Source organism: Pseudonocardia aurantiaca (assembly GCF_039526725.1).
GTDB lineage: Bacteria > Actinomycetota > Actinomycetes > Mycobacteriales > Pseudonocardiaceae > Pseudonocardia > Pseudonocardia aurantiaca.
In genome coordinates this window covers 319203-343127 of sequence record NZ_BAAAJG010000029.1, presented here as the reverse complement: position 1 = coordinate 343127, position 23925 = coordinate 319203, and the positions used below count along the sequence as shown (strand labels likewise).

Genomic DNA, 23925 nt, shown 5'->3' with positions numbered 1-23925 from the left:
AGTGCAGGTCAACAAGCTGCTCACCCCGCCTGGCCGGCAACAAGGGTCGTGAGCGCTCCGCGGCGGTCTGGCTCGGGCTGCGCGGCGCGGGCGTGAGTAGTCTCCTCAGGAGACATGATGAGCAGCAGACGGTCGCCCGGGCGCCTCCTCGGACGGCGAAACGAGTGCGAAGCCCTCGACGACCTCTTGGCCGGCGTCCGGAGCGGTCGAAGCGCGGCAATCGTGGTGCACGGTGAGGCTGGCATCGGTAAGACGGCGCTGCTGGAGTACGCGCTGCGGAGCGCGTCCGGTTGCCGGATCGCAAGAGCGGCCGGCGTCGAGTCCGAGATGGAGCTGGCCTTCGGTGGGCTGCACCAGTTGTGTGCCCCGTTTCTGGATCACGTCGACCGTCTACCCGGCCCCCAACGTGACGCCCTTGGGACAGCATTCGGCCTGAACGCAGGAACGCCGCCAGATCGCTTTCTGGTCGGACTAGCGGTTCTCAGCCTGCTCGCCGACGTAGCCGAAGAACGACCGCTCGTCTGCCTCGTCGATGACGCCCAATGGCTGGACCAAGTCTCGGCACAGACCCTCGCCTTCGTTGCGCGACGCCTCCTCGCAGAGCAAGTGGCGCTCTTGTTCGCAATGCGCGACACGACCGCCGAACACGCACTGAAGGGACTGCCGCAGCTCAAGGTGGTGGGTCTGAACCACAATGACGCCGGTGCCCTGCTGGACTCAACGGCTCCCGGACCGCTCGACATACGGATCCGAGGTCGGATCTTGGCCGAGACGCGCGGCAACCCCCTCGCCCTGCTCGAACTGCCTCGGGGCCTGACCGCAGCGGAGATGGCCGCAGGGTTCGGGCGTCCCGACGCGCGCCCCCTCTCCAGTAAGATAGAACAGGGCTTTCTTCGACGCGTCCAATCGCTACCACCTGAAACACAACGCCTGCTTCTCATCGCTGCTGCCGAGCCGATCGGCGACGTGACGTTGTTGCGGCGTGCCGCTGAACGGCTGGGAATCGCAGTGGACACAGCGGTGGCCCCGGCCGAAGCGGCGGGGTTGATCACACTCGGCACGTGGGTGCGGTTCCGGCACCCGCTGGTTCGTTCCGCGGCCTACCGCGCAGCGCCCACGAGCGACCGTCAGGAAGTGCACCGGGCCCTGTCAGAGGCGACCGATGCTCAGTCCGATCCAGATCGTCGGGCCTGGCACCTGGCTCGTGCCACCGCGGGACCCGACGAGTCCGTGGCCGCAGGATTGGAGCAGTCGGCAGACCGAGCGCAGGCGCGCGGCGGTTTCGCAGCCGCAGCAGCCTTCCTGGACCGAGCCGGACAGCTCACCGCTGACCCCGCACGCCGCGGAGCCAGATTGTTGGCAGCAGCGCGGGCCAAGCATCAGGCCGGCGCTTTCGGCGACGCACTCGAGTTGCTGGGCGCGGCCGAACTCAACCCGCTCGACGAGCTCGGACGTGCGCAGTCGACCCTGCTGCGCGGACAGATCATGTTCGCCTCCCGCAGTGCCAGCGCCGGCCTACCGATCTTGCTCAAAGCTGCCAAGCGACTCGAGCCGCTTGACGCTGGGCTAGCTCGCGAGACCTACCGCGACGCGATCTACGCGGCGCTCACCGCGGGCCGGCTGCCGGGCGACGACGGAGTCGTGGAGGTCGCCAGGGCGGCGCTCACCATGGCCCCCACACCGGACGCGACGCGAGCCGACCTGCTCCTCGAGGGCCTGGCACGAGTGACCACCGAGGGGTACCCGGCCGGTGTGCCGCTCTTGCAGAAGGCGCTGACCGGTTTCCATGCCGAAGAACTCTCCAAGGACGAGGGCCTCGGCTGGCTCCCGCTCGCGTGCCGCATGGCTCATAACGCATGGGAATTCGACAGCTGGTCCGTTCTCTCGGCCAGGCTGGTCGACCTGGCCCGCGGAACCGGGGCCTTGTCCATTCTGCCGTCGGCGCTCCTGCTGCGGCTGTCGAATCGGGTGAACGCCGGGGACCTCGCCGAGGCGGCCTCGCTTGTGGCCGAAGCCGCGACGATCGGTGAGGCCACGGGCAGCAGTTTCTTCGCGCACTATGGAGCTTTGGTGCTTGAGGCGTGGCGAGGCCGGGAGGCCGAAACACTTGAGGTGATCGACGTCATCACCCACGACATGCTCCTGCGCGGGGAGGGAAAGGTTCTGACCGCGACCGGATGGGCGGCCGCGGTGCTTTACAACGGTCTGGGTCGGTACGAGGAGGCGTACGTTGCCGCCAAGCGCGGTTCGGAGTACCCGCAGGAACTGGGGCTGTCCACCTCGTCGATGGTCGAACTCGTCGAGGCCGCAGTGCGGCTCGGCAAGCCGGAAGACGCAGCCGAGGCCGTGCAGAGAATCAGCCACCTGGCGCAGGCGAGCGGTACCGACTGGGCATTGGGCACTGCGGCGGGCGTGTCTGCCCAATTGAGCGACGGGCAAGCTGCCGACGCTCTGTACCGAGAGGCGATCGATCGGCTCGAGCGCACCGGCGTGCGGATCGAGACCGCCCGAGTCCGGCTACTCTACGGCGAGTGGCTCCGTCGCGAGAACCGCCGCGTCGACGCACGGAAACAATTAGGCCTCGCCCACAAGATGCTGAGCGAGATCGGGGCCGAGGCGTTCGCGGAACGCGCGCGCCGTGAACTCGAGGCGACCGGAGCGACCGTTCGCAAACGGACCGTCCAGATGCGCGCAACGCTCACCCCTCAGGAAGCACAGATCGCACGTCTCGCCGGCGACGGGCTGACCAACCCTGAGATCGGTGCGCAGTTGTTCGTCAGCCCACGCACCGTCGAGTGGCACCTACGCAAGGTGTTCTCCAAGCTCGGCATCACATCCCGCAGACAGATCCGCGCCACGCTGACCGACGGTAGCCATTCACGTGCCTGTGGCTGATCTGGCGTTGTTGGCTGCGACCAGACGGCTGCTGCGGCGCGCCGACTCCAGTGGCACGGCGGCGCCACGTACGAGCCCGAGCTGCACCGTTTGCTGTCGCAACACCGCGTTGAGCATCCAGTCCGCCGCGATCCGCAGGCGATTGCCAGGCAGGGACAACAGGTGATAGCTCCGTGTTACCGCCGCCGCCGCGATCCCGGACAGCGGCACACCGAGCGGGTTCGCCGCGGCCTTACGCCCCCCGAGCTCTACCAGGAATCCCAGGTCGTGGTGGCGGTAGCGGCGCCGCCGACCATGCCCCAGCGACGCCGCGACATTGTGCCCCGCAAGACGACCCTGACGGACCGCGTGCTGGGCCGTCATGGCGGCGATGTGTCCCGGTCGCGTCAGGTCGGGCACAGCGGCGGCGTCGCCGCACGCAACGACGTCCGGACAGTCCGGGACAGCAAGGTACGGATCGACCACGAGTCGACCGTGATCGGTCGGCAGGCCGAGGCCGGCGACCAACGGATCGGGTCGCACGCCGACGCACCACACGAGGGTGCGTGTGTCAACTCGCTCGCCGGTGGTCAACCGCACCGCGTCGACCTCGCTCGCCTCAACGGACTCCCCGACGCGCACCTCGACACCCCGCTCGACCAGCACCCGATGCGCGGTTCGGGAGAGCCGCTCATCCAGTCCGGGCAGAACGCGCGGTGCCCGGTCGAGCAGAATCCAGCGGATCGGTTGTCCGTGAAGCGACCGGTGCTGGCGCACGAGCGCGGCGGTGAGCAACGCGCCCTGTGCGGCCACCTCGGTTCCGGTGTAGCCCGCGCCGACCACGACGAAGGTGCAGCGCGCCGCCCGCTCCGCAGCGTCATCGGTCACCGCAGCCAGCTCGATCTGCCTGGTGACGTGGTCACGCACGTACAGCGCCTCGGCAATGCCACGGAAGCCGTGCGCGTACTCGGCGATCCCCGGGACCGGCAGCAGCCTGGTCACACTCCCGGCCGCAAGCACGAGCCAGTCGTATCCCGTCTCACCCCGACGGCCCTCCGGGTCGACCCAGCCGACCCGCTTCTCGCGCACGTCGACTGCGTCGACCTTGCCCAGGACCAACTGCGCTCCTGGCAACGTCGCCGCCAGCGAAACCGCGATCCGGCGTGGTTCAAGGGTTCCCGCGGCGACCTCGGGCAGTAGCGGAAGGTACAAGAAGTGATCGGTCGGATTCACGACCACGACGTCCGCATCGTCCCCGAGACGGCGCAACAATGTTCTCGCCGCCTGGTGCCCGGCGAACCCGGCGCCGACGACCACGATCCGCGGTCGGACCGGCCGCTCACCGGCAGTTCTCATCGCCGGTGCCTGTCACGCAGGTCGCGACTGGATGCGTGCACCAGGCGTCCCAGGTCGAACCCGTTCACCAGCACCAGCCCCGGACTCAGGAACACGAAGGCGAGCATCCCGACGGACGGCACGGCCCGGCTCCGGCGGCGTCGAGTCTTCAACGATGTCGCACGCGCGTAACCGTCAGGTTCTCGCAGGCGCTCGGCGGCCTGTCTGTCGATGACGCGGACGCGCCTACTGAGTGAAAACATGGGTGATCCACCTCGTTGTTCGCAGATGTACGTCAAGCAACTGACAGTTCGCGCGGGACAGCTCGTTCGCCGAGCGAGGACGGCTCGCGAGGGGCACACCGGGCCGGACGTCAACACCAGCAAGGACCGGGCAGCACATCGGTCTGTGACACGGCGTCGAGATGAATGGCTGCGGACAGCACAACCCACGAGCATCGATGCGAGCCGCGGTGGCCACGGTCGGCCACGTTTCCCACGACGGGATGAAGCCCGATCGCGCCCGTGCGGGCGGTGTGGAGGAAGTAGGGAACGTGCGCCAGCGCGATAAGCAGCAGCATCATTGCCCCGCGCCAGGTCGGGCGCGAGAGAGCGCTCCGACAGAGGAGTCGAGTGCGCCAGGTCGCCGCCCGGTGGCGCGGGACGACGATCGCTGCCGTGTCGTGTCGCGCTACCTCGACGATGTCGATCGTGCCCTCGGGGAGAGGACGGCCGCCGGCGCCGCGCTTCGTCAGCCCGCGGGTTCCCGCGGTGGTAGTGATGTCCGGCTCTGGCGTGGTGGGTGCGGTCGGCCATGGCGGCTCCCCCGCGTCTCGATGGTGTGGTCGGGTCGGGGTCGCGGGTCAGTTCCCGCCCGCGTCGAGCAGCCAGTGGTAACGCAGCCGCAGGGCCCGTTCCGTACTGGCCAGCCCGGCCCCGAGACCGAGCGTGATGTTGAGCCAGAGCGGCAGGTAGATCGGCGACTCGAACACCCCGAAGTTCTCGGCGATGGGGGGTATCCGGGAGATCGGATCGATGAGCTGCAGGACGTTGAGACCCACGCCGACGATGACCATCACCACCGAGACGAAGCCGATCAGTCGGCTCACCGACGGGTGGTCGCGCTCGAGGCGGGCCCGGCGGCCCTCGGCCGACTTCGGGTCCGGGGCGAGCTGGCGCTCCGCACCATCGGCCACGTGTTTCCCGCGGTGCTGGCCGCGTTGCTGCTACCCGGAGCACTGCTCGCCGACGACGGCGCCGTGCGGGCGCCGGTCTACGGTCCTTACCTGGTTGGTGTCGTCGCGGGGTTCGTGGTCGGCGCGTTCGAGAAGGACAACTTCTTCCTCGTGTTCGGCGTGAGTGTGCTGGCGTTCGCGGTGGCGCACTGGGCGTTCGCCGCATGAGTGAGCACGCCTCCCGTCGACGGCCCCGGATGGCCGAGTTCGGGAAAGGGACCAGGGACGTGGCGCCGATCGTCCTCGGTGCTCTTCCGTTCGGGGTGCTGTTCGGCGCGCTGGCAGCACAGGTCGGCTTCAGCTGGGTCCTGGTCGCGGTCGTCGTCGGGATCGCCGTGGGTGTGCTGTCCGAGCGCTGGCTCCCGGGGTAAGGCCGCGCCCGGCCGGGCGGCGATCCCATCAGGCGGGTGAGAGAAGCGGAAGGACGGCGCCCGCGCCGACGCCGAGAAGCACCGCAGCTGCCGCGCAGGCGTAGGCGCTCACGGCGGCCGCTGCTCCCCCCGACTCCAGGACTGCGGGCGGCGCCTGCTCGGCGGCGCTGCGGAAGGCGGGCGCGATCCAGCGCAGGTAGTAGAAGACGCTGGCCACGGTGTTGACGACGGCGACGACCGCGAGCCAGGCGAAGCCACCCTCGACCGCGGCGGTGAACACCGTGAGCTTGCCGACGAACACCGCGGTCGGGGGTGTGCCGATGAGGCCGAGGAGGCACACGACAAGCGCGGTGGCGAGCGCCGGGCGATGGCGGGCCATGCCGCGGTAGTCCTCGAGTGTGCGGGCGCTGGGCAGCGCTGCGACCACGGCGAACGCGCCGAGGTTCGTGATCGCGTAGCCGGCGAGGTAGAAGAGCAGGGCGGGTTGTGCCAGCCCCGCCCGGCCGGCCACGGCAACGGCGATCAGCAGGTAACCGACCTGACTGATGGTCGAGTAGGCGAGCAGCCGCTGCACCGAGGTCTGGAAGAACGCGGCGAGGTTGCCCAAAGTCATCGAGACCGCGGCCAGGCCGGCGACGAGCAGGGGCCAGTCGATCGTGTCGGCGGGGATCGCCACGAGCAGCAGCCGGTACATCGCGCCCAGGCCGCCGATCTTGGGGATCGTGGTGACGATCGCCGCCACCGGCGCCGGGGTGCCGTCGGTGACGTCAGGCACCCAGAAGTGCCCGGGCACGCCGCCGACCTTGAACAGCAGCCCGGCGAGCACGGCGACCAGTCCGACGGCGGCCGCGGCGACGGGGGCAACAGTGAGGCCCTCACGCAGCGGGCCGTAGGCGGTGGAGCGGCCGACGCCGTAGAGGACCGCGGTGCCGGTGAGCATCGCGACGCCGAGGAACGCCCCGGACAGGTAGTACTTCATCGCCGCTTCCGTGCCGAGCGTGCTCTTGTCCCAGCCGGCGAGCGCGTAGAACGGAACGCTGGCCAGCAGGAACGCGGCGAACAGCAGGAGCAGGTCGTTCGCGCCCCCGAGCAGGATCGTGCCCAGCGCCCCGAGCTGCAGCAGCACCACGAACTCGGTCTCCCGGCGGTGCCCGGCGGTGGCGTCGACGGACAGGGCGAGCGCCACCAGGACCGCGACGAGCACGATGGCCCGGGTGGCGTGGGTGAGTGTGTCGATGGCGTAGCTGGTGCCGAAGGCGACCTCGCCGGGCCGCGTCGCCGCGGCTGCGGTGGCGGCCAGCCCGGCGAGCGCGGCCGCGGCGGCGAGCAGCCGCACGAGCCACTGCCGGCACCGCGGCAGCCACGCCCCGAGCAGCAGCCCGACGACGGCACCGCCGAGCAGGAGCAACTCCGGGATCAGCGCCCCCGGATTCTCGTTCATCATCGACGCGCCGGTCATCGTGCGACGAGCTCCACCAGCGCGCGAGAGGCCGGCTCGATGACGTCGAGCAGGAACCGGGGTAGCACGCCGATCACGGTGGCCACCGCCAGCAGCGGGACGATCGCGGCGATCTCGCTGCGGTGCAGGTCCGCGAAGGGCCGCGGGCTACCGGGGGCGTCCGGGATGCGCAGCGGGCCGAGGAACAGCCGCTGCACGGCCAGCAGGAACAGCCCGGCCGTGATCAGGATGCCGGTCACCGCGAGCGCGGTGGCCACCGGCGCAGCGGACAGGGACCCGGTGAAGATCTGGAACTCGGCGATGAACCCGGCGAACCCCGGCAAGCCCAGCGAGGCGAACGCGGCGACGGCGAACACCGCCGCGAACACGGGTGTCCGGGCCGCGAGACCGGAGTAGGCGGCCATGTCGTAGGTGTGGCCACGGTCGTAGAGCACCCCGGTGAGCAGGAACAACGCACCGGTGATCAGCCCATGGGCGACCATCTGGGTCACCGCCCCGGTGGTGGCCAGCTGCCGGGCCTGCTCGTCCGTACCCGCGAGGATCCCTGCGGCGCCGACCCCGAGTATCACGTAGCCCATGTGGTTGACCGACGTGTAGGCGATCATCCGCTTGAGGTTGGTCTGCGCGAGCGCCACCAGCGCCCCGTAGAGCACCGACACGACGCCGACCACCACCGCGACCAGGGCGAACTGCCGCCAGGTGTCGGGCAGGATCGGCATCGCGATCCGGACGAACCCGTAGGTGCCCATCTTCAGCAGCACCCCGGCCAGGATCGCCGAGCCCGTGGCCGGCGCCTCCGTGTGCGCCGGGGGCAGCCAGGTGTGGAACGGCACCGTCGGCGTCTTCACCGCAAGGCCGACACCGACCGCGAACAGCGTCAGCGCGGCGTAGACACCGCCGCCGGCCAGCGGGTCGGCGGCGATGAGGTCGACGATGTCGAACGTGTGCGGCCGCGCCGCGAGGTAGAGCAGGATGAATCCGAGCAGCAGCGCCAGCGAGCCCAGGAACGTGTAGAGGAAGAACTTCAGTGCGGCTGCGCGTGCTCTCTCGCCGTGCCCCCATCCGGCGATGAGGAAGTACATGAACACAATGGACAGGTCGAAGAACAGGAAGAACAGGATCAGGTCCAGCGCGACGAACAGCCCGAGGGACACCGTCTGGAGTCCGAGGAACAACGTCACGTAGGGCTTGACCCGGCGGGTCTCCCGCAGCGCGAACACCGCGCAGGCGCCGAACAGCACCGCGGTCAGTGCGACCAGCGGAAGCGACAGGCCGTCCACCCCGACGTGGTAGGAGATCCCCACGGTGGGCATCCAGTCGGCTCGCTGCTCGAACTGGAAGCCACCGCCGGGCACGAGCCGCAGCCACACGGCCACGACGAGGGCGAGGTCGATGGCACTGACCGCGATCCAGGCGCCGATGAACACCCTGCGTGGCGCCGTACCGGAGACCAGCAGCAGGACCGCAGCCGCCGCAGCGGGCAGGAACACGATCAGCGACAACACGCGAGCTCCTCGGGGGTCACCGCACGACGATCACGAACAGGGCCAGCAACGCCAGCGCTGCGGCGGCCTGGGCGTAGTATTGGTGGACCTGCCCGGTCTGGGGACGCCGGGCGAGCCGGCCCAGCGAACGGGCAGCGACTGCGACCGCCCGCACCGCGCCGTCGACCAACGGCTCGCCCCGGCGGTCCAGCGCGCGCGCCACCGCGCCGGTCGCACGGGCCGCCGCGTCGACCGATCGGTCCAGGAACCTGTCGTCGAAACGCGCGAGGAACCGGGCCAGGGCGAGCGTCGGATGAACGATCACCGCGTGGGCGGCGCGCTCCAGCCCGAGCCACGACGCGAGCGGGCGCGGAGCACCGATCCGGGCGGCTGAACGCCAGGTGACGGCGATCGCTGCAGCGGCGAGCAGTCCCGACAGGACCAGCTCCCACACAGCGGGCGCGGGCGCCAGCGACCCGGACGCCAGTGTCGGGAGCAGACCGAGTAGGGCGGCCAGCGCCGCAAGCACGACCAGCGGCAGTGACATCGCCGCGTTCACCCGGCCGTCGGCTGCCCTCGCGCCGGCCGGTGTACGGGCCGGGACGGGCTGCCAGACGAACCAGACCGCCTTCGCGCTGTAGACGGCCGAGATCACGGCCCCGGCCAGGCCCGCGACGTACAACGGAACCCAGCCGCGTTCGAGCACGGCCGCGAGCACCGCGTCCTTGGACACCCAGAGCGACAGCGGCGGCAGCCCGGCCAGCGATGCCGCCCCGACGGTGAAGGTGACCCCGACGACCGGGAACCGGCGTGCGGCGCCTCGCAGCTCACCGAGCTGCTTGGTGCCCAGCACCACCAGCCACGCCCCCGCGGCGAGGAACAGCAGGGTCTTGGTCGCGGCGTGCGCGACCAGCTGCAGCGCTCCGCCCGCGACGCCACCGGCGCCCGCGGCGAGCACCATGAACCCGATTTGCGCACACGTCGACGCCGCGAGGAGCTGCTTGAGGTCGCTCTGCGCGACCGCGACCAGCCCCAGCAGCACCGCGGTGGCCGCACCGACCCACGCCACCAGCGGACCCGCCCAACCGGTGGGCTCCAGCAGCGGGATCAGTCGCAGCAGCAGGTACGCCCCGGCCGCCACCATCGTGGCGGAGTGCAGCAGCGCCGACACCGGACTCGGGCCGTGCATCGCCTGCGACAGCCAGAAGCTGAACGGTAGCTGCGCCGACTTGCCAAGCGCGGCGAGCACCACCCCGGCCGCGACGACGTGCAGCCACGGGGTCGGGGCCGAGGGAAGTTCGGCAAGCGCCAGCGACCCGACGCCGCCGGCCAACGCGGCACCCGCGGCGACGTAGAGCCCGAGATCGGCGAACCGGGTGGTGAGGAACGCCGTGCCCGCCGCCCGCACCGATTCCGGCTCGCGCCACTGGTAGCCGATGAGCGCCCAGCTCATCGCGCCCATCACCTCCCACGCCATGAGCAGCACGGCGAGGGTTGCTGCGGTGACGGTCACCAGCATCGCGCCCGCGAACAGCAGCACGAACCCGACGAACCGCGAGGTGCGCAGGTCCCTGTCCCCCCCTGAGAAGACCAGGACCGCCAGCGTCGCGACGGCGACCGTGATGACCATCAGCGCCGACAATCCGTCGACCGCGAACCCGGCCCGGATCCCCGCCAGCAGCAGCGGGGCGTCGACGACCGGACGCGCGTCCGCCGCAGCGACCGCGAGACCCAGCACGGCGACCGCGACGAGCACGCCCGCCACGGGCGCCGCCCGATCAGCGCGGCGGCCGGTTACCGCGAGGAGCGCCCCCGACAGCAGCGGCACACCGATCAGCCACCAGAGCAGCATCCGCGTCAGCCCTTGAGATCCGCGGCGTCGTCGGTCATGTCGACCCGGCGCGCCCGGTAGAGGGCGGTGACCACGGCGAACCCGGCGGCCATCTCGACCGCCATCGCGGTGATGATCACGACGATGAGCACCTGCCCGTCGGCGCCGCCCGGCGCGACGAAGTACCAGAACGCGGCGGTGGCGACGATGACCCCGTTGAGCATCAGCTCGAGGCCCATCATCAGCATCACGATCGACTGCTGGGACAGCGCTCCGTACAGGCCGATCGCGAACAGCGCGGCCGCGAGCAGCAGGAACAGCTCCAGCGTCATCGCCCGACCCCCCCGCCCGCCGGATCGTCGGCCCGCGGCGCGCGCAGGTCGTCACCGAGCCGGTCGTAGCGCCCCCGCGCGGTGGCCAGCACCACGGTGGCGACGATCGTGGCGAACAGGGCCACCCCGAGGGTCATCATCGTGAGCATCTGCCCGCCCATCAGGGCCTCGCCGAGGGCGAAGGTCGGATCCGGGGACGGGCTGCCTTGGCGGGAAGGCCAGTCCACGAGCAGGATTCCGGCCGCGAGCAGCACGAACGTACCGAGCGCGATCGCCGTCGAGCCGGTCTTGTTGTGGACCATCGACATCGGCATCAACCCGGCCGGGTTCATCATGAACATGATCATGAAAACAGCCATGATCACCATCTCGATGACCATCATCAGCGCGATCACCACACCGAGGTAACCCAGCCCGAGCAGCAGCACCAAACCGGCGACGGCGAGGAACGAGGCGAGCAGCGCGAACGTCACCCGCGCCATCGAGTCCAGCCGGAACACCAGGAACCCGAACACCAGCGCGGCAACGGCGAGCACCCAGAACAGCACGATCGAGGCCACTTACATCCCCCCTCCTGCCACATCGCCGCCTTTGGCGAGCACCACGAGCGCCACGACCAGCGCCTGAGCGATCGTCAACGGGACCAGTACCACCCAGGAGAACTCGGTGTAGCGGTCCATCCGCAGCGTCGGGAACCGGTGGCGCAGCCACACCAGCAGCGCCAGCACCGCCACCGTCTTCACCGCCACCCACGCCCACGGCGACAGCAGCGGCCCACCACCGCCGCCGAGGAACAACGGCACCGCCATCGCCGCGGCCACAACGAGCAGCAGCCACCTGCCCCCGTAGAACACCAGCCGGTCCACCCCGGACAACTCGACGGCCGCGCCGCCGGCGACGTCCCGCGCAACCGGCGCGTCGAACGGCCCCCAGAACGCCATCGCCGCGGCCGACATCAGGTACACGACGAACGCCACCGGCATGATCGCCACGAACCAGAGGTCCTGCTGCGCGTCGACGATCGTCGTGATCCGCAGGCTCTCCGCGCCCAGTGCGGCGGTGATGATCGCGAACATGTGCGGCAGCTCGTAGGCCAGCCCCTGCGCGACGAACCGGTAGCCCCCGACCAGCCCGAGCGCGCTGTTCGAGCCCCAGCCGACCATCCACACCGCGGCCCAGGCCACCACCTCCATGGCGTTGAACCACACGACACCGACACCGAGATCGGCCACCGGCCGCTCCCCGAGCGGCAGCACCGCGGCGGCGAGCAGCGCGGCCACCGGCAGCGCCGCGACGCCGACCCGGGCCAGCACCCGGTCGGAGGCAACCGTGTGGCGGCGCTGTCCGACGAGGAGCCGAGCAGCCTCCCGAGCCGGTGCGAGCAGCGCCGCACGCCCGGCCGGACCACCCGAGACACGAGCAGTCAGCGCGGCATCCCAGGCGAGCGCAGCCCAGGTCGCGAGGCCGAGCAGCACCGGCATCAACAGCGCCGACCACCACGGAAGCGCCTGGGATGTCACTGCGGCGGGCATCTCACCCATGCCGCGCGCCCTCCCGCACCGGCATCGGCTCGGTGTCCGGGTCGACCGCCGCGACGATCACGCGTGCCGCGGCGAGCTCGGCGCCCACCAGCAGGCCCGCCAACTCGTCGACGCTCTGGCGGGATGCCGCCCGCACCGCGCCGGCTGTTTCTGTGCGGGACGCGACGGCAACCTCGATCGCGGTGAGCCGCTGCTCGAGTAGCCCGGCGACGTCGGTCGCTCCTGCCGGGATCCCGCGGATCAGCCAGCGCAGCGTGCGGGAGCGACGGACCCGGCGCGCCAGAGCTGCTGCGGGCGCCGCAATCTGTTCGCGCGAGGCGCCGGCCAGCAGGGCGTCGCGCAGCCGGCGGGACTGCGCAGCCGCGTCCGCCCAGCCCGCGACGCCGAGGAACCGCGCCAGCGCGTCCAACTCGCGTGCCGCGCCACGGCCGGTCCACCACGAGGACGCCGCAGCGCGACCGGCGTCCAGCAGTTCGGCGGCGGCCTCCTGGATCACGTCGCCCTGCAGCGTCACCCGCACCACGAGCCCAGCCGGCCAGTCCGGCAGCACCGGCCCCAGCGGCACGTGCAGCCGGTCCAGCGCCAGCCCGTCGCGGTCCTCGCCCAGGTCGGCCATCGGCAGCCCACCGGGCAACTCCATCCCGGCGCCGTGCCCGTGGTGACTCTGGTGCCCGCCGTGCCCCGAATGCTCGCTTCGGTCCGCACGGCGCGCGTGGTCGCCAGTCGAGCCGTGCTCGGCCCGCTCGTCGTGGCCCATGCCGTCACCGGGATCATGACCAGGGCCGCCGCCGTGGCCCCCGTGGTGGTCGTGCTGCTCCTCGTGTCCGGCGTGGCCGGCTGCACCATTGGCGGCTTCCGTACCGCCGCCTGCATGCGAACGTTGGTGATGGCGATCAGCCAGCTCCGTGGCCGCCTTGTCCAGCTCTCGGTCCACATCGGAGGACTCGGCGACAGCGACACGGGCCCGCGGCGCGGGCACGTGCTGCCAAACGCGCTCGATGACCGCTGCGAGCTCGGGACCTGGCGAGCCGGCGACGACGACGACGTCCGCGTCGGCCGGGCTGCTCGCCGTCGGCCAACCGCGCCGGGCGATCGAGGCTTCGACCGCCGTTCGTGTTGCGGCACCCCCGGCGGCGGGTACGACGAGTACGTGCGGACGCCGAGCCGCCGCGCGGAGCAGCACCGCGGTCAGGTCCATCGAAGCGCCCCTTCGCGCCAGGCGTAGAGGACGCCGGCGAGCAGGATCCCGAGGAACAGAAACATCTCGATCACCGCGGCGGGCCCGACCCGGGAGACGACCAACGTCCACGGGTACATGAACAGCATCTCCATGTCGAACGCCAGGAACACCATCGTCACCGGGTACCAGCGGACGTGGAACCGCGACACGGCGTGCTCAACCGGCGGGAGACCACCGGTACAGGCCGGAACGGCGGCCATCTCTCGCTGTACCGCGAGAAGCGCCGAGACTGTGTATCCGGCCAGCACCAGCCCGACAGCAACAGCGAGCACCACCACCAGCGGGCCGAACTCCGTCACAGATCCCGCCTCCTCGATACCGGTATGGGGTTCCGGATCATGACCCATACCCCGTGGCGTGTCCACCCTCGGGCACGGAGGGCCGCAACGTCGCGCACCGTCGGGTGATACCCAACATCGACCCGCGCACCCATCGGGTCATCGTCCAGGCCGGCCTCTCGATCTGCTGTTGATCGGCTGTTCCCGCTCAGGCGTGGTCGCGGTCAGGGCCGACGCCACCTGGCCTCGAGATCGACAACGGATACCCCCTAGCCGTACTTGACCGATCGTGTGACGCGGGTGCAACCCACCTCTCTGAGAGTGCTACGGTCTCGACACTTAATACCCCCTACCCGTAAGGAGTTTACGATGTCCGCCACAAGCGCGGCTCCCCCACGGCGCCGGATCGGGCTGCTGGTCATCGCCGCGGCCCAGTTCATGGTCATCATGGACACCTCGATCATCGGCGTGGCCCTGCCGAAGATGCAGGCCGACCTCGGCTTCTCCCCCGAAGGGCTGTCCTGGGTCTTCAACGCCTACGTCGTGGCCTTCGGAGGGCTGCTGCTCCTGGGCGGGCGGCTCTCGGACCTGTTCGGAGCACGCCGGCTGTTCGGCATCGGCTGGCTCGTCCTGCTCGGTGGGTCCGTGCTCGCGGGTGCCGCAGGCAACGCCGCCTGGGAGCTGGCCGGACGCGCCGTGCAAGGAGCCGGGGCGGCCCTGATCGCCCCCGCTGCCCTGACGCTGCTGATGATGCTCTTCGGTTCCGAACCGAAGGAGCTGACCAAGGCACTGGCCCTCTACGGCGCCGCGGCACCCGCCGGCGGTACGGCGGGAGTGTTCCTCGGCGGGGTGATCACCGAGTACCTCAGCTGGCCGTGGGTGTTTTACCTGAACGTCCCGATCGCGCTCGTCATCCTGGCCGTCATCCCGGCGGTCATGCCGGCAGGCGGGCGACGCCGTGGCTCGGTCGACGCCGTCGGCGCCGTCACCGTCACCGCCGGGCTCGGGCTGGCGGTCTACGGCATCGTCCGTGCATCCGAGGCGGGCTGGCTCGCCGCTGAGACCCTGCTGGCGGTCGGCGCCGCCGTCGTGCTGCTCGGGGCGTTCGTGGCGGTGCAGGCCCGCCGCCGTGAGCCGCTGGTGCGGCTGGGCATCTTCCGTGCCCCGAACCTCGCCGCCGCCAACGTTGCCCAGCTGCTCCTTGGGGCGGCGTGGATCCCGATGTGGTTCTTCCTGAACCTCTACCTCCAGCAGGTCCTGGGCTACACGGCGTTCCCCAGCGGGGCTGCGCTGCTGCCGATGACGATCGTGATCATGATCGGCATGATCGGCCTGGCGCCGCGGCTGATCGCGCGGTTCGGTCCCAAGGCGTTGACGGTCGGCGGACTGGCGGTACTCGCGGTCGGCATGGGATGGCTGGCTCTCATCCGGCCCGACGGCACCTTCTGGGTCGACGTCCTGCCGGCCTCGATCGTGGCCGCATTGGGCATGTCGATGGCGTTCATCCCCAGCCTGGGCACCGCGCTGTCGGCGGCCCGGCCGGAGGAGGGCGGGCTCGCCTCCGGGATCGTGAACACCAGCTACCAGATCGGCTCCGCTCTGGGACTGGCGGCCATCACCGCGCTCGCCAGCGTTCAGGGGGCCACAGCCCTCGGCGACCCGAACCGGCTGACTGACGGCTACTCCGCTGCGTTCGTCGGCGCCGCCGTGATCGCGCTCGCCGGGGCAGCCCTCGCGGCTCTCGCCCTCCGCCGCGCACCACAGGCCGCAGGTGAGGAGCGGCCGGCGCAGACGGCCGCGTGACCGGGGCGACCACCGGAGACCAGACAGCTGGACTGGCCAGCAGGCCGTCCGGCCCACCGAACGGGTTCGCCGCGCCGGACGCGTACCGCTCCGGCGCGGCGAACCGCCACCCCGATCCTGCAAGGAGCTCACATGCCTCGCCTCGTTCCCCTCGACCCACAGCAGGCCTCCTCCACGGCGCGAACCCTGCTCACCGGGATAATCGACCGACACGGCGACGCCGGCGCGATGGTGCGCACCATGGCCCACTCTCCCGCCCTGTTGCAGGGCTACCTCGAGCTATCCAGGGCCATGAAGCGCGCCGCCATCCCGCGCCCCCTCGGCGAGAAGATCTCCCTCGCCGTGCAGGAGCGGCTCGGCTGCGCCCTCTGCCTCGAAGCCCACACCGCAGCCGCTCGCTCCGTCGGACTCACCGAGATCGACATCTCCCTGGCCCGCGACGGAACGGCTACCGACGCCCGGGACGCGGACCTGATCACCTACGCCGTGCGGGTGCTCACGGAACCGAACACGATCACGGACACCGACGTCCAGCAACTGCGGGCGCACGGTTGGAGCGACCGGATCCTGGCCGACGTCGTCGGCCTGGTCGCACTCAACCAGCTCACCGGAGCGTTCAACCTCGTCGCCGGACTCGAACCGGCCGAGCACACCGCACCAACCGGGGCTCCCGCGTCCTGATCGACCGGTGCCGTACGGGAGCAGACTCGACCGCATGCTCGGCGCCGGCCTCAGCTCATCGGATTGCCGAGCGGCGCGTGTTTCCGTACCCGGGCATAGTATTTCCGAGGCGCCGAGGAGGACACAGATGCACGGGTACACCGAGGACAAGGACGCTTACCTCAAGCGCCTGCGCCGCGTCGAGGGCCAGGTCCGCGGCATCGCGAAGATGATCGAGGACGACAAGTACTGCATCGACGTGCTCACCCAGGTCTCGGCGGCCACCAAGGCACTGGAGGCCGTGGCGCTGGGCCTGCTCGATGAGCACCTCCGGCACTGCGTCGCACAGGCCGCGGCCCAAGGCGGACAGATCGCGGACCAGAAGGTGGCCGAGGCGAGCGCCGCCATCGCTCGCCTCGTCAAGTCCTGACCGTCGTCAGCCCTGAACCTCGACAGGGCCGACAGCGATCTCCTCGGGGGCTCTTGCAAGCGCGGGCCGCTCGGCCTCTGCTCTGAGCGGAGACGCCGCAAGATGCATCGATGCCGCGATCGCATCCGACTACCTGCCGGCCAACGGCTCGAGCCGACGCCACAGAGCGAGCGCTCGGCGCTGTCCCGGACGTGACTGCTCATCCCGTTCGGCAACCCCACCTCACCCCGAGGTCCCGTGCGGTCATCAGCACACCGACTCCCCGCCGGCGTGACGAGGGCGACAACGATCCGCCTGGGTAGGGTACCCCCCTATGGTATGTTCCCTCTGCGAGCACGAAGGAGGGACGAAATGAACGGATACACCCAGGACCAGGACTCGTACCTCAAGCGGATGCGGCGGATCGAGGGCCAGGTCCGTGGCATCGCCAAGATGATCGAGAACGACGAGTACTGCATCGACGTGCTCACCCAGGTGTCGGCCGCAACCAAGGCGCTGGAAGCCGTCGCGCTGGGCCTGCTCGACGAGCACCTCAAGCACTGCGTCACTCAGGCGGCCACCGAAGGCGGCGCTGTGGCGGACCGCAAGGTCGCCGAGGCCAGCGCCGCGATCGCCCGCCTCGTCAAGTCCTGACCCTGAACAAGTCCTGATCCGAAGGGAACTCACGATGAGCCAGACCGCCTACACCGTCGCCGGCATGACCTGCAGCCACTGCGTCGCCTCCGTCACCGAGGAGATCAGCGAGATCGACGGCGTCACCGACGTTGCCGTGGATCTCCCCACCGGCACGGTCACCGTCACCAGCAGCAAGCCGCTCGACGACGCGGACGTCCACGCCGCCGTCAAGGAGGCCGGCTACCAGGTCGCGGCCGCATAGGCCCACGAAGTAGGCCCAGAAGCAGCACCCGGCACAGGAAGCAGCACCGATTGCCATGAACACTGCAGCGAAGCTCTCCGCCTACGGTGCGGCGCTCGCCCTGCTCATCACAGGGGCGTATGTCGTCGGCACCGCTGTCGGTCCCCTCACCACCGCGACCGCCGGCTCCGGCGACCTCGGTGAGACGCCCGGCGCTGGGAGCGCCGGACACGGGGACACACACAGCGGCACCGTCGCGGAGGCCGCCGACCAGCCCGGCGGGCTGGCGTCGAGCAGGGGCGGCTACACCCTCACGCCCACCGACCCGACGCCCACCACCGGAACCTTCTCCTTCACCATCACCGGCCCGGACGGGGCGCCGGTCACCGCCTTCGACATCGAGCACGACAAGCGCATGCACCTGATCGTCGTGCGCCGCGACACCACCTTCTTCCAGCACGTCCACCCCGAGATGGCCGCCGACGGCACCTGGTCGGTGCCGCTCACCCTGCCCGCAGGCGGCAGCTACCGCGCGTTCGCCGACTTCGCCCCCACCGGGGGTGACGGACTCACCCTCGGCACCGACCTATCGACGCCGGGCACCTACGAGCCCGCCGCCCACGAGCCCAGCCGCATCGCCACTGTCGACGGCTACCAGGTGGAGCTGGCCGGGGACGTGGTCGCCGGGCAGGCCTCGGCCCTGACCCTCACCGTGCGCAAGGACGGGCAGCCGGTCACCGACCTGCAGCCCTACCTGGCCGCGTACGGCCACTTGGTCGCGCTCCGCGAGGGGGACCTGGCCTACCTGCACGTCCATCCCGAGGGTTCGCCGGGCGACGGTCGCACCGTTGCCGGACCGGAGATCGAGTTCGTGGCCGAAGTGCCAAGCGCGGGCAGCTACCGGCTGTTCCTCGACTTCCAGCACAACGGAGTCGTGCGCACCGCCGAGTTCACCGTCTCCACCGGGCCGGAGGCCGCAGGAGCCGTACCGCCCGGGGAGCACGGCGACGACGGGCACGGGCACTGATGGCTCCCCTGACCGGACACAGTGCTCGGCCCATCAATCGGGAAGGAGAACTCGAAGCAATGAGCACCCCCGCGCCTGCCGGTGCCCGCGTCACCGACATCGAACTCGCGATCGGCGGCATGACCTGCGCCTCGTGCGCCAACCGCATCGAGCGCAAGCTCAACAAGCTCGCCGGCGTCACTGCCACGGTCAACTACGCCACCGAGAAGGCCCGGGTCAACGCCCCGGAAGGCGTCGACCCGGCGACCCTCGTCGCCCAGGTCGAGGCGGCCGGCTATCGCGCCGAGCTGCCCAAGCCGCCGGCAACAGAGGCCAGGGGCGCCGAATCGAGCGAAGGGGCCACTGACAGCGCGAGCGACCCGACCCGCGCGCTGCGCCAGCGCCTGGTCACCAGCGTGGTGCTCGCGGTGCCCGTCATCGCGCTGGCGATGATCCCGGCGCTGCAGTTCACCTACTGGCAGTGGATCTCCCTCGCCCTCGCCGGGCCCGTCGTCACCTGGGCGGCGTGGCCGTTCCACCGGGCCGCGTGGGCCAACCTGCGCCACGGCGCCGCCACCATGGACACCCTGATCTCGATGGGCGTGCTGGCCGCGTTCGCGTGGTCGCTCTACGCCCTGCTGTTCGGCACGGCAGGCGTGCCGGGCATGGTCCACCCCTTCGAGCTCACGATCGCCCCGAGCGACGGGGCGGGCAACATCTATCTGGAGGTCGCGGCCGGCGTCACCACCTTCATCCTCGCCGGGCGCTACTTCGAGGCCCGATCCAAGCGACTCGCCGGAGCTGCCCTGCGCGCCCTGCTCGAGCTCGGCGCAAAGGACGTCGCCGTCATCCGGGGCGGGGTCGAGACCCGGATCCCCACCGACCAGCTCGCCGTCGACGACCGGTTCATCGTGCGGCCCGGCGAGAAGATCGCCACCGACGGCGTGGTCGAGGAGGGCTCGTCGGCGGTCGACGCCTCGATGCTCACCGGCGAGTCCGTCCCCGTGGAGGTGCGCCCCGGCGACATCGTTGTCGGCGCCACCGTCAACGCCGGCGGCCGGCTCGTCGTCCGCGCCACCCGTGTCGGCACCGACACCCAGCTGGCGCAGATGGCGCGCCTCGTCGAGGACGCCCAGAACGGCAAGGCGCAGGTGCAGCGGCTCGCTGACCGGATCTCCGGGGTGTTCGTGCCGATCGTCATCGCCCTCGCCGCGACCACCCTCGGGTTCTGGCTGGGCACCGGCGCAGGCGCCGCCGCGGCGTTCACCGCCGCGGTCGCGGTGCTGATCATCGCCTGCCCGTGCGCGCTCGGCCTGGCTACACCCACGGCGCTGCTCGTCGGCACCGGTCGCGGCGCGCAGCTCGGGATCCTGATCAAGGGGCCGGAGGTCCTGGAGTCCACCCGCCGCGTCGACACCATCGTTCTCGACAAGACCGGCACCGTCACCACCGGCCAGATGTCCCTCGTCGCAATCCACATCGACCCGAGCCACGTTGCCGAGGGCGTGGACGAGGACGAGGTGCTGCGGCTGGCCGGGGCGGTGGAGAACGCCTCGGAACACCCCATCGCCACGGCGGTGGCCCGGGGCGCCCGCGACCGAATTGGCACGTTGCCGGATGTCGAGGAGTTCACGAACGTCGAAGGCCTCGGTGTGCAGGGCGTCGTGGACGGGCGGGCGCTGCTCGTCGGACGCGCAGCGCTGCTCGAACAATGGAGCCAGCCCCTCACCCCCGAACTCGAGGCCGCGAAGGCAGCCGCCGAGGCCCGGGGCCACACCGCCATCGCCGTCGCGTGGGACGGCGCCGCCCGAGCCGTGCTGGTCGTCGCCGATACCGTGAAGGCGACGTCGGCGCAGGCGATCGCTCAGCTCCGCGACCTCGGGCTCACCCCGGTGCTGCTCACAGGCGACAACGCCGCCGTTGCCCGCACGGTGGCCGACCAGGTCGGGATTGACGAGGTGATCGCCGAGGTCCTGCCGGCCGACAAGGTCGACGTCGTCCGGCGGCTGCAGGACCAGGGCAAGATCGTGGCGATGGTCGGGGACGGCGTCAACGACGCCGCCGCTCTCGCGCAGGCCGACCTCGGACTGGCGATGGGCACCGGCACCGACGTCGCCATCGAGGCCAGCGACGTCACCCTCGTCCGCGGCGACCTCCGAGCCGCCGCCGACGCGATCCGGCTCTCCCGCCGCACCCTCGCCACGATCAAGGGCAACCTGTTCTGGGCCTTCGCCTACAACATCGCAGCCCTGCCCCTGGCCGCGACAGGACTGCTCAACCCGATGATCGCCGGCGCAGCCATGGCATTCAGCTCCGCGTTCGTCGTGGCCAACAGCCTCCGGCTGCGACGGTTCCGATCACTCTCGCAGGAGCAGCCTGTCGCGCCTGCGGGAGCCGGGCACCAGACGACGCACGAACTGGCGACCATCCGCGGCTGATCACGACATCACCCCACCGGCGGCGCCGGCCCGAGCCTCGGGTCGGCGCCGTCGATCGCGTGTGAACCGGTCGACACAGCCCGGCGCCAGCACCGGGACCTCCGAGGATTCTTCACTCGGCGTGCTGCCCGTGGTCCGAGATCTGGGCGGCGAACCAGTCGCGCAGAGCGGCGACGAGGACCGGATCGTCCGTCGTGTAGGTCAGCTCCGCGCCGTCGTCCCGCGGGCGGTACTCCACGTCGATCCGCCCCGCTCCCGCCTGCAGCGCCGCCAAACCAGGCATGTCGGCGCCATGGATCTGGGCGGGATCGCCGAAGTCTCCCCGCTGGAGCGCTGCGGCCTCCTCCTGGAGATGCTGCTGGATGAGCGCGACCTGCTCCCGGTCCGATGGGACATCGGCGACGACGCTCTGCAGGCCGCCCTGTGCGTTCGGCACGAAGCGGTGGGTCGTGGCCTCCAGGTCGAAGGGCATGACCCGCGCGCCACGCGCGGCGACGACGTCCTGCCGGTCGTCACCGCCGAACCACCCCGAGCTGACCCCGACGACGGACACCGCAACCAGCACCGCCAGTACCGCAACGCCCGCAATGAGCACACGACGGCGACGAGAGACAGACCGTGCTTCGGTAGCCGTGCCGGACGGCCGGCTGGTCATGCTGTTCCTCCGCGAGTGCGCGCTGCTCGTTTCAGCAGCTGGATGGCGTCGAGCACGTCGTCGCGCCGCTCCCGCGGGACGGCGTCGATCAGGGCGGCGAACCGCTCCGCCCGGGACCGGGCGATCTCGGCTGCCACCCGCTGCCCCGCCGGAGTGGCAGCCAGCCGGACGGTGCGCCGGTCCTCGGCTCCGCCGACGCGTTCCACCCAGCCCCGGGCCACGAGGCGGTCAACCAGCCTGCTCACCGAGCTGCGGTCCAGGTGCAGCCGATCGACGAGCGCGCGCTGAGTGAGGACCCCCTCGGCGATCTCGGTGAGCGCGTGAGCGTCGGAGGGCGCCATGGGCTGCCCACAGGGCGTCTGGTCGTTCGACAGGAGCCCGAAGGCACGGATGAAACCCATCAGGTCGTGCTGCAGACGCGCAGCGCCTGATACCTCCCTGGGGTGTTCCACCGATGCAGCATACATCAGTTGCAGGAGGCATCAATTCCGCCAATCGTGGACCCCGGCTCGCGAACGTCCGGCGCGGCCGCGCCGCTGGGCGTCGATCCGAAGGTGGGCGGTCTAGCTGGGCGACACTGACGTCCGCTCGTGGTTCCGCCGTCCGTAGCGCGTTCTGCCGCGCGGCTTGTACACCGCCAGGATCGTCACCACCAGCAACAGCAGCAAGGCGGCACTCGCGTGCAAAACGACCGACGGGGTCCGCAGCAGCTCGAGCTGGTCAGCGGGCCCTGCCGCCACGTCCGCGAGGACGCCGAGAGTCTCCATGTACATCAGCAGCACGGCCGTGGCGAGCACCGTTATCAGGAGCTTCAGCAGGACCCAGTAATGCCGGAACAAGCCCCACACGGTGCCCAGGCTCTGGACGAGGCCGCTGAGCAGTGATGCGAGGGCCAAGGGGACGAGGACGAACCACCCGACCAGCTCCATCGCCAGGTACGCACCACGGACCGTGAGGGCGTCCCCGCTGCTCATCCCTGCGACGGCGAGCACCAGGACGGCTGCTACCGCGCCGAGCCAGCCAACCGAGGACGTCACATGCACGGTCAGCGCGAGCTTGCGGACAGGCGGGGCCATGGTCCTCACGGGTGCTCGCCGTGCTCGGTGACCGTGGACGGCACACCAGAGGTGACACCTGAAGGCATGTGACGACCCGGCCCGTGACCACCGGCGCCGGTGAGCAGCACGACGACGAGAGCCAGCGCCACGGCCAGCGCGACGATCCCGGACACCTTCACCCAGCGAGGCATCCCCGCAGCGGATCGAACGCCGGAGCCCGAGCCGCTGTCTGTCTCGGAGCCGGCACCTGAGCCCGGGTCAGCCATGTCCGTGAACTCGTTCCCGCATCGCAGTCATGCCAGGTAGTTTACGAGACAGTCTGTCGCTGTCAATACGAATCGCCACTCCATCGGCAGGATGTAAGCTCGCATGGTGCCGAAGCTGTGGAGCGAGACGATCGAGACCCACCGTCGCGCCGTGCACGACGCGACGCTGGACGCCACAGCAGCCCTGGTCGCCGAGCACGGCCTGCTGTCGGTGACGATGTCGAAGATCGCGGAGACCACCGGCATCGGGCGCGCAACGCTGTACAAGTACTTCCCCGACGTCCAGGCGATCTTGTCGGCATGGCACGAACGTCAGGTCGCCGGCCACCTCGCGCAACTTGCCGAGGTCCGGGACCGCGCCGGCGACGCGAAAGCTCGACTCGAAGGCGTGCTTGAGGCCTACGCGCTCATGTCCCACCAGCACGACACCGGCGAACTTGCGGCGCTGCTGCACCGAGGCGCGCACGTCACTCGGGCACACGAGCACCTGCGGGAGTTCATCCGAGACCTGGTTGTCGAGGGAGTCGCGGCCGGCGACGTCCGGGACGACGTGGCGCCCGACGAGCTGGCCAGCTACTGCCTCCACGCCCTCGAGGCAGCCGCGAGTCTGCCGTCCGTCGATTCGGTACGGCGGCTGGTCAGGGTCGTTTCGGCCGGCCTGCGCCCGCACGCTTGAGGAAGCCATCGCCAGCGACACTGCGACCGGTTCGCAGTCCGCCGTAGGCCGCCGGGTCACGACCCCGGAGGGGCCGGCCACCGCTGGTGCGGGCATGA

General features: G+C 70.7%; 26 protein-coding genes. 12 read left to right on the top strand and 14 right to left on the bottom strand.

Annotated elements, in window-relative coordinates; translation table 11 throughout:
- The first annotated feature begins 117 nt into the window (after positions 1 to 117).
- Positions 118 to 2895, top strand: a complete 2778-nt coding sequence (locus tag ABD143_RS37465; RefSeq protein ID WP_343988368.1) for a helix-turn-helix transcriptional regulator — start codon at positions 118 to 120, stop codon at positions 2893 to 2895.
- Here ABD143_RS37465 and ABD143_RS37460 read toward each other — a convergent pair.
- Both ABD143_RS37460 and ABD143_RS37455 read right to left on the bottom strand, forming a co-directional pair.
- Positions 2878 to 4230, bottom strand: coding sequence for an NAD(P)/FAD-dependent oxidoreductase (locus tag ABD143_RS37460; RefSeq protein ID WP_343988365.1), 1353 nt, complete (start codon positions 4228 to 4230; stop codon positions 2878 to 2880). The two genes, ABD143_RS37465 and ABD143_RS37460, sit on opposite strands and share 18 nt — an antisense overlap.
- A gap of 841 nt (positions 4231 to 5071) precedes the next feature.
- The gene (locus tag ABD143_RS37455) at positions 5072 to 5404 is read right to left on the bottom strand and encodes a hypothetical protein (protein ID WP_343988362.1); all 333 of its coding nucleotides are present in this window, start codon (positions 5402 to 5404) and stop codon (positions 5072 to 5074) included.
- On the opposite strand from ABD143_RS37455, the gene ABD143_RS37450 reads away from it, so the two are divergent.
- On the top strand, positions 5405 to 5611 hold the full coding sequence (locus tag ABD143_RS37450; protein WP_343988359.1) for a hypothetical protein: 207 nt from the start codon (positions 5405 to 5407) through the stop codon (positions 5609 to 5611).
- A gap of 59 nt (positions 5612 to 5670) precedes the next feature.
- Positions 5671 to 5814 (top strand): hypothetical protein, encoded by a 144-nt coding sequence (locus ABD143_RS37445; RefSeq protein WP_343988356.1) that lies wholly within the window; start codon positions 5671 to 5673, stop codon positions 5812 to 5814.
- 28 nt (positions 5815 to 5842) lie between these two features.
- Here ABD143_RS37445 and ABD143_RS37440 read toward each other — a convergent pair whose 3' ends face one another.
- Genes ABD143_RS37440 through ABD143_RS37410 form a run of 7 tightly spaced genes read right to left on the bottom strand, consistent with a single transcriptional unit; the run spans position 5843 to position 13101 of the window.
- A complete protein-coding gene (locus ABD143_RS37440; protein WP_343988353.1) occupies positions 5843 to 7273 on the bottom strand; it encodes an NADH-quinone oxidoreductase subunit N in 1431 nt (476 codons plus the stop codon).
- Positions 7270 to 8778 carry a complex I subunit 4 family protein gene (locus tag ABD143_RS37435; RefSeq protein WP_343988350.1) on the bottom strand — a complete coding sequence of 503 codons (1509 nt, stop codon included), beginning with the start codon at positions 8776 to 8778 and terminating at the stop codon, positions 7270 to 7272. Before ABD143_RS37435 ends, ABD143_RS37440 begins: the two co-directional genes overlap by 4 nt.
- 16 nt (positions 8779 to 8794) lie before the next feature.
- The gene (locus ABD143_RS37430; protein WP_343988347.1) at positions 8795 to 10609 is read right to left on the bottom strand and encodes a proton-conducting transporter transmembrane domain-containing protein; all 1815 of its coding nucleotides are present in this window, start codon (positions 10607 to 10609) and stop codon (positions 8795 to 8797) included.
- Positions 10610 to 10614: 5 nt separating this feature from the next.
- Positions 10615 to 10920 carry an NADH-quinone oxidoreductase subunit NuoK gene (nuoK, locus tag ABD143_RS37425; protein WP_343988344.1) on the bottom strand — a complete coding sequence of 102 codons (306 nt, stop codon included), beginning with the start codon at positions 10918 to 10920 and terminating at the stop codon, positions 10615 to 10617.
- Entirely contained in the window at positions 10917 to 11480 is a 564-nt protein-coding gene (locus ABD143_RS37420; RefSeq protein WP_343988341.1) for an NADH-quinone oxidoreductase subunit J, read from the bottom strand. The genes nuoK and ABD143_RS37420 overlap by 4 nt, the downstream gene beginning before the upstream one ends.
- Positions 11481 to 12461 carry a complex I subunit 1 family protein gene (locus ABD143_RS37415; RefSeq protein ID WP_343988339.1) on the bottom strand — a complete coding sequence of 327 codons (981 nt, stop codon included), beginning with the start codon at positions 12459 to 12461 and terminating at the stop codon, positions 11481 to 11483.
- Positions 12454 to 13101 carry a hypothetical protein gene (locus tag ABD143_RS37410; RefSeq protein ID WP_343988336.1) on the bottom strand — a complete coding sequence of 216 codons (648 nt, stop codon included), beginning with the start codon at positions 13099 to 13101 and terminating at the stop codon, positions 12454 to 12456. Before ABD143_RS37410 ends, ABD143_RS37415 begins: the two co-directional genes overlap by 8 nt.
- A gap of 9 nt (positions 13102 to 13110) precedes the next feature.
- On the opposite strand from ABD143_RS37410, the gene ABD143_RS37405 reads away from it, so the two are divergent.
- Entirely contained in the window at positions 13111 to 13686 is a 576-nt protein-coding gene (locus tag ABD143_RS37405; RefSeq protein WP_343988333.1) for a hypothetical protein, read from the top strand.
- On the opposite strand, the gene ABD143_RS37400 is transcribed toward ABD143_RS37405, so the two are convergent.
- The gene (locus ABD143_RS37400; RefSeq protein WP_343988330.1) at positions 13650 to 14000 is read right to left on the bottom strand and encodes an NADH-quinone oxidoreductase subunit A; all 351 of its coding nucleotides are present in this window, start codon (positions 13998 to 14000) and stop codon (positions 13650 to 13652) included. The two genes, ABD143_RS37405 and ABD143_RS37400, sit on opposite strands and share 37 nt — an antisense overlap.
- A 348-nt stretch (positions 14001 to 14348) precedes the next feature.
- Here ABD143_RS37400 and ABD143_RS37395 point away from each other — a divergent pair, with 348 nt between their 5' ends.
- The 7 genes from ABD143_RS37395 (at position 14349) to ABD143_RS37365 (ending at position 21172) form a co-directional block, all read left to right on the top strand.
- On the top strand, positions 14349 to 15782 hold the full coding sequence (locus ABD143_RS37395; protein ID WP_343988328.1) for an MFS transporter: 1434 nt from the start codon (positions 14349 to 14351) through the stop codon (positions 15780 to 15782).
- Between the two features lie 132 nt (positions 15783 to 15914).
- Positions 15915 to 16463 carry a carboxymuconolactone decarboxylase family protein gene (locus ABD143_RS37390; protein ID WP_343988326.1) on the top strand — a complete coding sequence of 183 codons (549 nt, stop codon included), beginning with the start codon at positions 15915 to 15917 and terminating at the stop codon, positions 16461 to 16463.
- A gap of 127 nt (positions 16464 to 16590) precedes the next feature.
- Positions 16591 to 16872, top strand: a complete 282-nt coding sequence (locus tag ABD143_RS37385) for a metal-sensitive transcriptional regulator (protein WP_343988324.1) — start codon at positions 16591 to 16593, stop codon at positions 16870 to 16872.
- A 351-nt stretch (positions 16873 to 17223) separates the two neighbouring features.
- On the top strand, positions 17224 to 17505 hold the full coding sequence (locus ABD143_RS37380) for a metal-sensitive transcriptional regulator (protein WP_343988321.1): 282 nt from the start codon (positions 17224 to 17226) through the stop codon (positions 17503 to 17505).
- A 34-nt stretch (positions 17506 to 17539) separates the two neighbouring features.
- Positions 17540 to 17749: a heavy-metal-associated domain-containing protein gene (locus ABD143_RS37375; RefSeq protein WP_343988318.1), complete on the top strand. Its 210-nt coding sequence runs from the start codon at positions 17540 to 17542 to the stop codon at positions 17747 to 17749.
- 55 nt (positions 17750 to 17804) lie between these two features.
- Entirely contained in the window at positions 17805 to 18755 is a 951-nt protein-coding gene (locus ABD143_RS37370) for a hypothetical protein (protein ID WP_343988315.1), read from the top strand.
- 59 nt (positions 18756 to 18814) lie between these two features.
- A complete protein-coding gene (locus tag ABD143_RS37365; RefSeq protein WP_343988312.1) occupies positions 18815 to 21172 on the top strand; it encodes a heavy metal translocating P-type ATPase in 2358 nt (785 codons plus the stop codon).
- Positions 21173 to 21284: 112 nt separating this feature from the next.
- Here the strand turns inward: ABD143_RS37365 and ABD143_RS37360 are convergent, their stop codons facing one another.
- The 4 genes from ABD143_RS37360 to ABD143_RS37345 all read right to left on the bottom strand — a co-directional run bounded on the left by ABD143_RS37360 (position 21285) and on the right by ABD143_RS37345 (position 23076).
- Positions 21285 to 21737 carry a hypothetical protein gene (locus tag ABD143_RS37360; protein ID WP_343988309.1) on the bottom strand — a complete coding sequence of 151 codons (453 nt, stop codon included), beginning with the start codon at positions 21735 to 21737 and terminating at the stop codon, positions 21285 to 21287.
- Between the two features lie 86 nt (positions 21738 to 21823).
- Entirely contained in the window at positions 21824 to 22228 is a 405-nt protein-coding gene (locus ABD143_RS37355; protein WP_343988307.1) for a MarR family winged helix-turn-helix transcriptional regulator, read from the bottom strand.
- Between the two features lie 162 nt (positions 22229 to 22390).
- Entirely contained in the window at positions 22391 to 22903 is a 513-nt protein-coding gene (locus ABD143_RS37350; protein ID WP_343988304.1) for a DUF2269 domain-containing protein, read from the bottom strand.
- Positions 22904 to 22908: 5 nt separating this feature from the next.
- Positions 22909 to 23076 (bottom strand): hypothetical protein, encoded by a 168-nt coding sequence (locus ABD143_RS37345; protein ID WP_343988301.1) that lies wholly within the window; start codon positions 23074 to 23076, stop codon positions 22909 to 22911.
- Between the two features lie 178 nt (positions 23077 to 23254).
- Between ABD143_RS37345 and ABD143_RS37340 the strand changes: the two genes are divergently transcribed.
- Positions 23255 to 23827: a TetR/AcrR family transcriptional regulator gene (locus ABD143_RS37340; RefSeq protein WP_343988298.1), complete on the top strand. Its 573-nt coding sequence runs from the start codon at positions 23255 to 23257 to the stop codon at positions 23825 to 23827.
- Positions 23828 to 23925: the final 98 nt, after the last annotated feature.

Excerpts from the sequence above, each read along its gene's own strand:
- ABD143_RS37370 (WP_343988315.1), top strand. The coding sequence starts at position 17,805 with ATGAACACTGCAGCGAAGCTCTCCGCCTACGGTGCGGCGCTCGCCCTG.
- ABD143_RS37350 (WP_343988304.1), bottom strand. The coding sequence starts at position 22,903 with ATGGCCCCGCCTGTCCGCAAGCTCGCGCTGACCGTGCATGTGACGTCC.
- ABD143_RS37365 (WP_343988312.1), top strand. The coding sequence starts at position 18,815 with ATGAGCACCCCCGCGCCTGCCGGTGCCCGCGTCACCGACATCGAACTC.
- ABD143_RS37385 (WP_343988324.1), top strand. The coding sequence starts at position 16,591 with ATGCACGGGTACACCGAGGACAAGGACGCTTACCTCAAGCGCCTGCGC.
- nuoK (WP_343988344.1), bottom strand. The coding sequence starts at position 10,920 with ATGACGCTGGAGCTGTTCCTGCTGCTCGCGGCCGCGCTGTTCGCGATC.
- ABD143_RS37430 (WP_343988347.1), bottom strand. The coding sequence starts at position 10,609 with ATGCTGCTCTGGTGGCTGATCGGTGTGCCGCTGCTGTCGGGGGCGCTC.
- ABD143_RS37380 (WP_343988321.1), top strand. The coding sequence starts at position 17,224 with ATGAACGGATACACCCAGGACCAGGACTCGTACCTCAAGCGGATGCGG.
- ABD143_RS37415 (WP_343988339.1), bottom strand. The coding sequence starts at position 12,461 with ATGGGTGAGATGCCCGCCGCAGTGACATCCCAGGCGCTTCCGTGGTGG.
- ABD143_RS37440 (WP_343988353.1), bottom strand. The coding sequence starts at position 7,273 with ATGACCGGCGCGTCGATGATGAACGAGAATCCGGGGGCGCTGATCCCG.
- ABD143_RS37390 (WP_343988326.1), top strand. The coding sequence starts at position 15,915 with ATGCCTCGCCTCGTTCCCCTCGACCCACAGCAGGCCTCCTCCACGGCG.
- ABD143_RS37355 (WP_343988307.1), bottom strand. The coding sequence starts at position 22,228 with ATGGGTTTCATCCGTGCCTTCGGGCTCCTGTCGAACGACCAGACGCCC.
- ABD143_RS37340 (WP_343988298.1), top strand. The coding sequence starts at position 23,255 with ATGGTGCCGAAGCTGTGGAGCGAGACGATCGAGACCCACCGTCGCGCC.
- ABD143_RS37410 (WP_343988336.1), bottom strand. The coding sequence starts at position 13,101 with ATGGAGTTGCCCGGTGGGCTGCCGATGGCCGACCTGGGCGAGGACCGC.
- ABD143_RS37460 (WP_343988365.1), bottom strand. The coding sequence starts at position 4,230 with ATGAGAACTGCCGGTGAGCGGCCGGTCCGACCGCGGATCGTGGTCGTC.
- ABD143_RS37465 (WP_343988368.1), top strand. The coding sequence starts at position 118 with ATGAGCAGCAGACGGTCGCCCGGGCGCCTCCTCGGACGGCGAAACGAG.
- ABD143_RS37395 (WP_343988328.1), top strand. The coding sequence starts at position 14,349 with ATGTCCGCCACAAGCGCGGCTCCCCCACGGCGCCGGATCGGGCTGCTG.
- ABD143_RS37375 (WP_343988318.1), top strand. The coding sequence starts at position 17,540 with ATGAGCCAGACCGCCTACACCGTCGCCGGCATGACCTGCAGCCACTGC.
- ABD143_RS37345 (WP_343988301.1), bottom strand. The coding sequence starts at position 23,076 with ATGCCTCGCTGGGTGAAGGTGTCCGGGATCGTCGCGCTGGCCGTGGCG.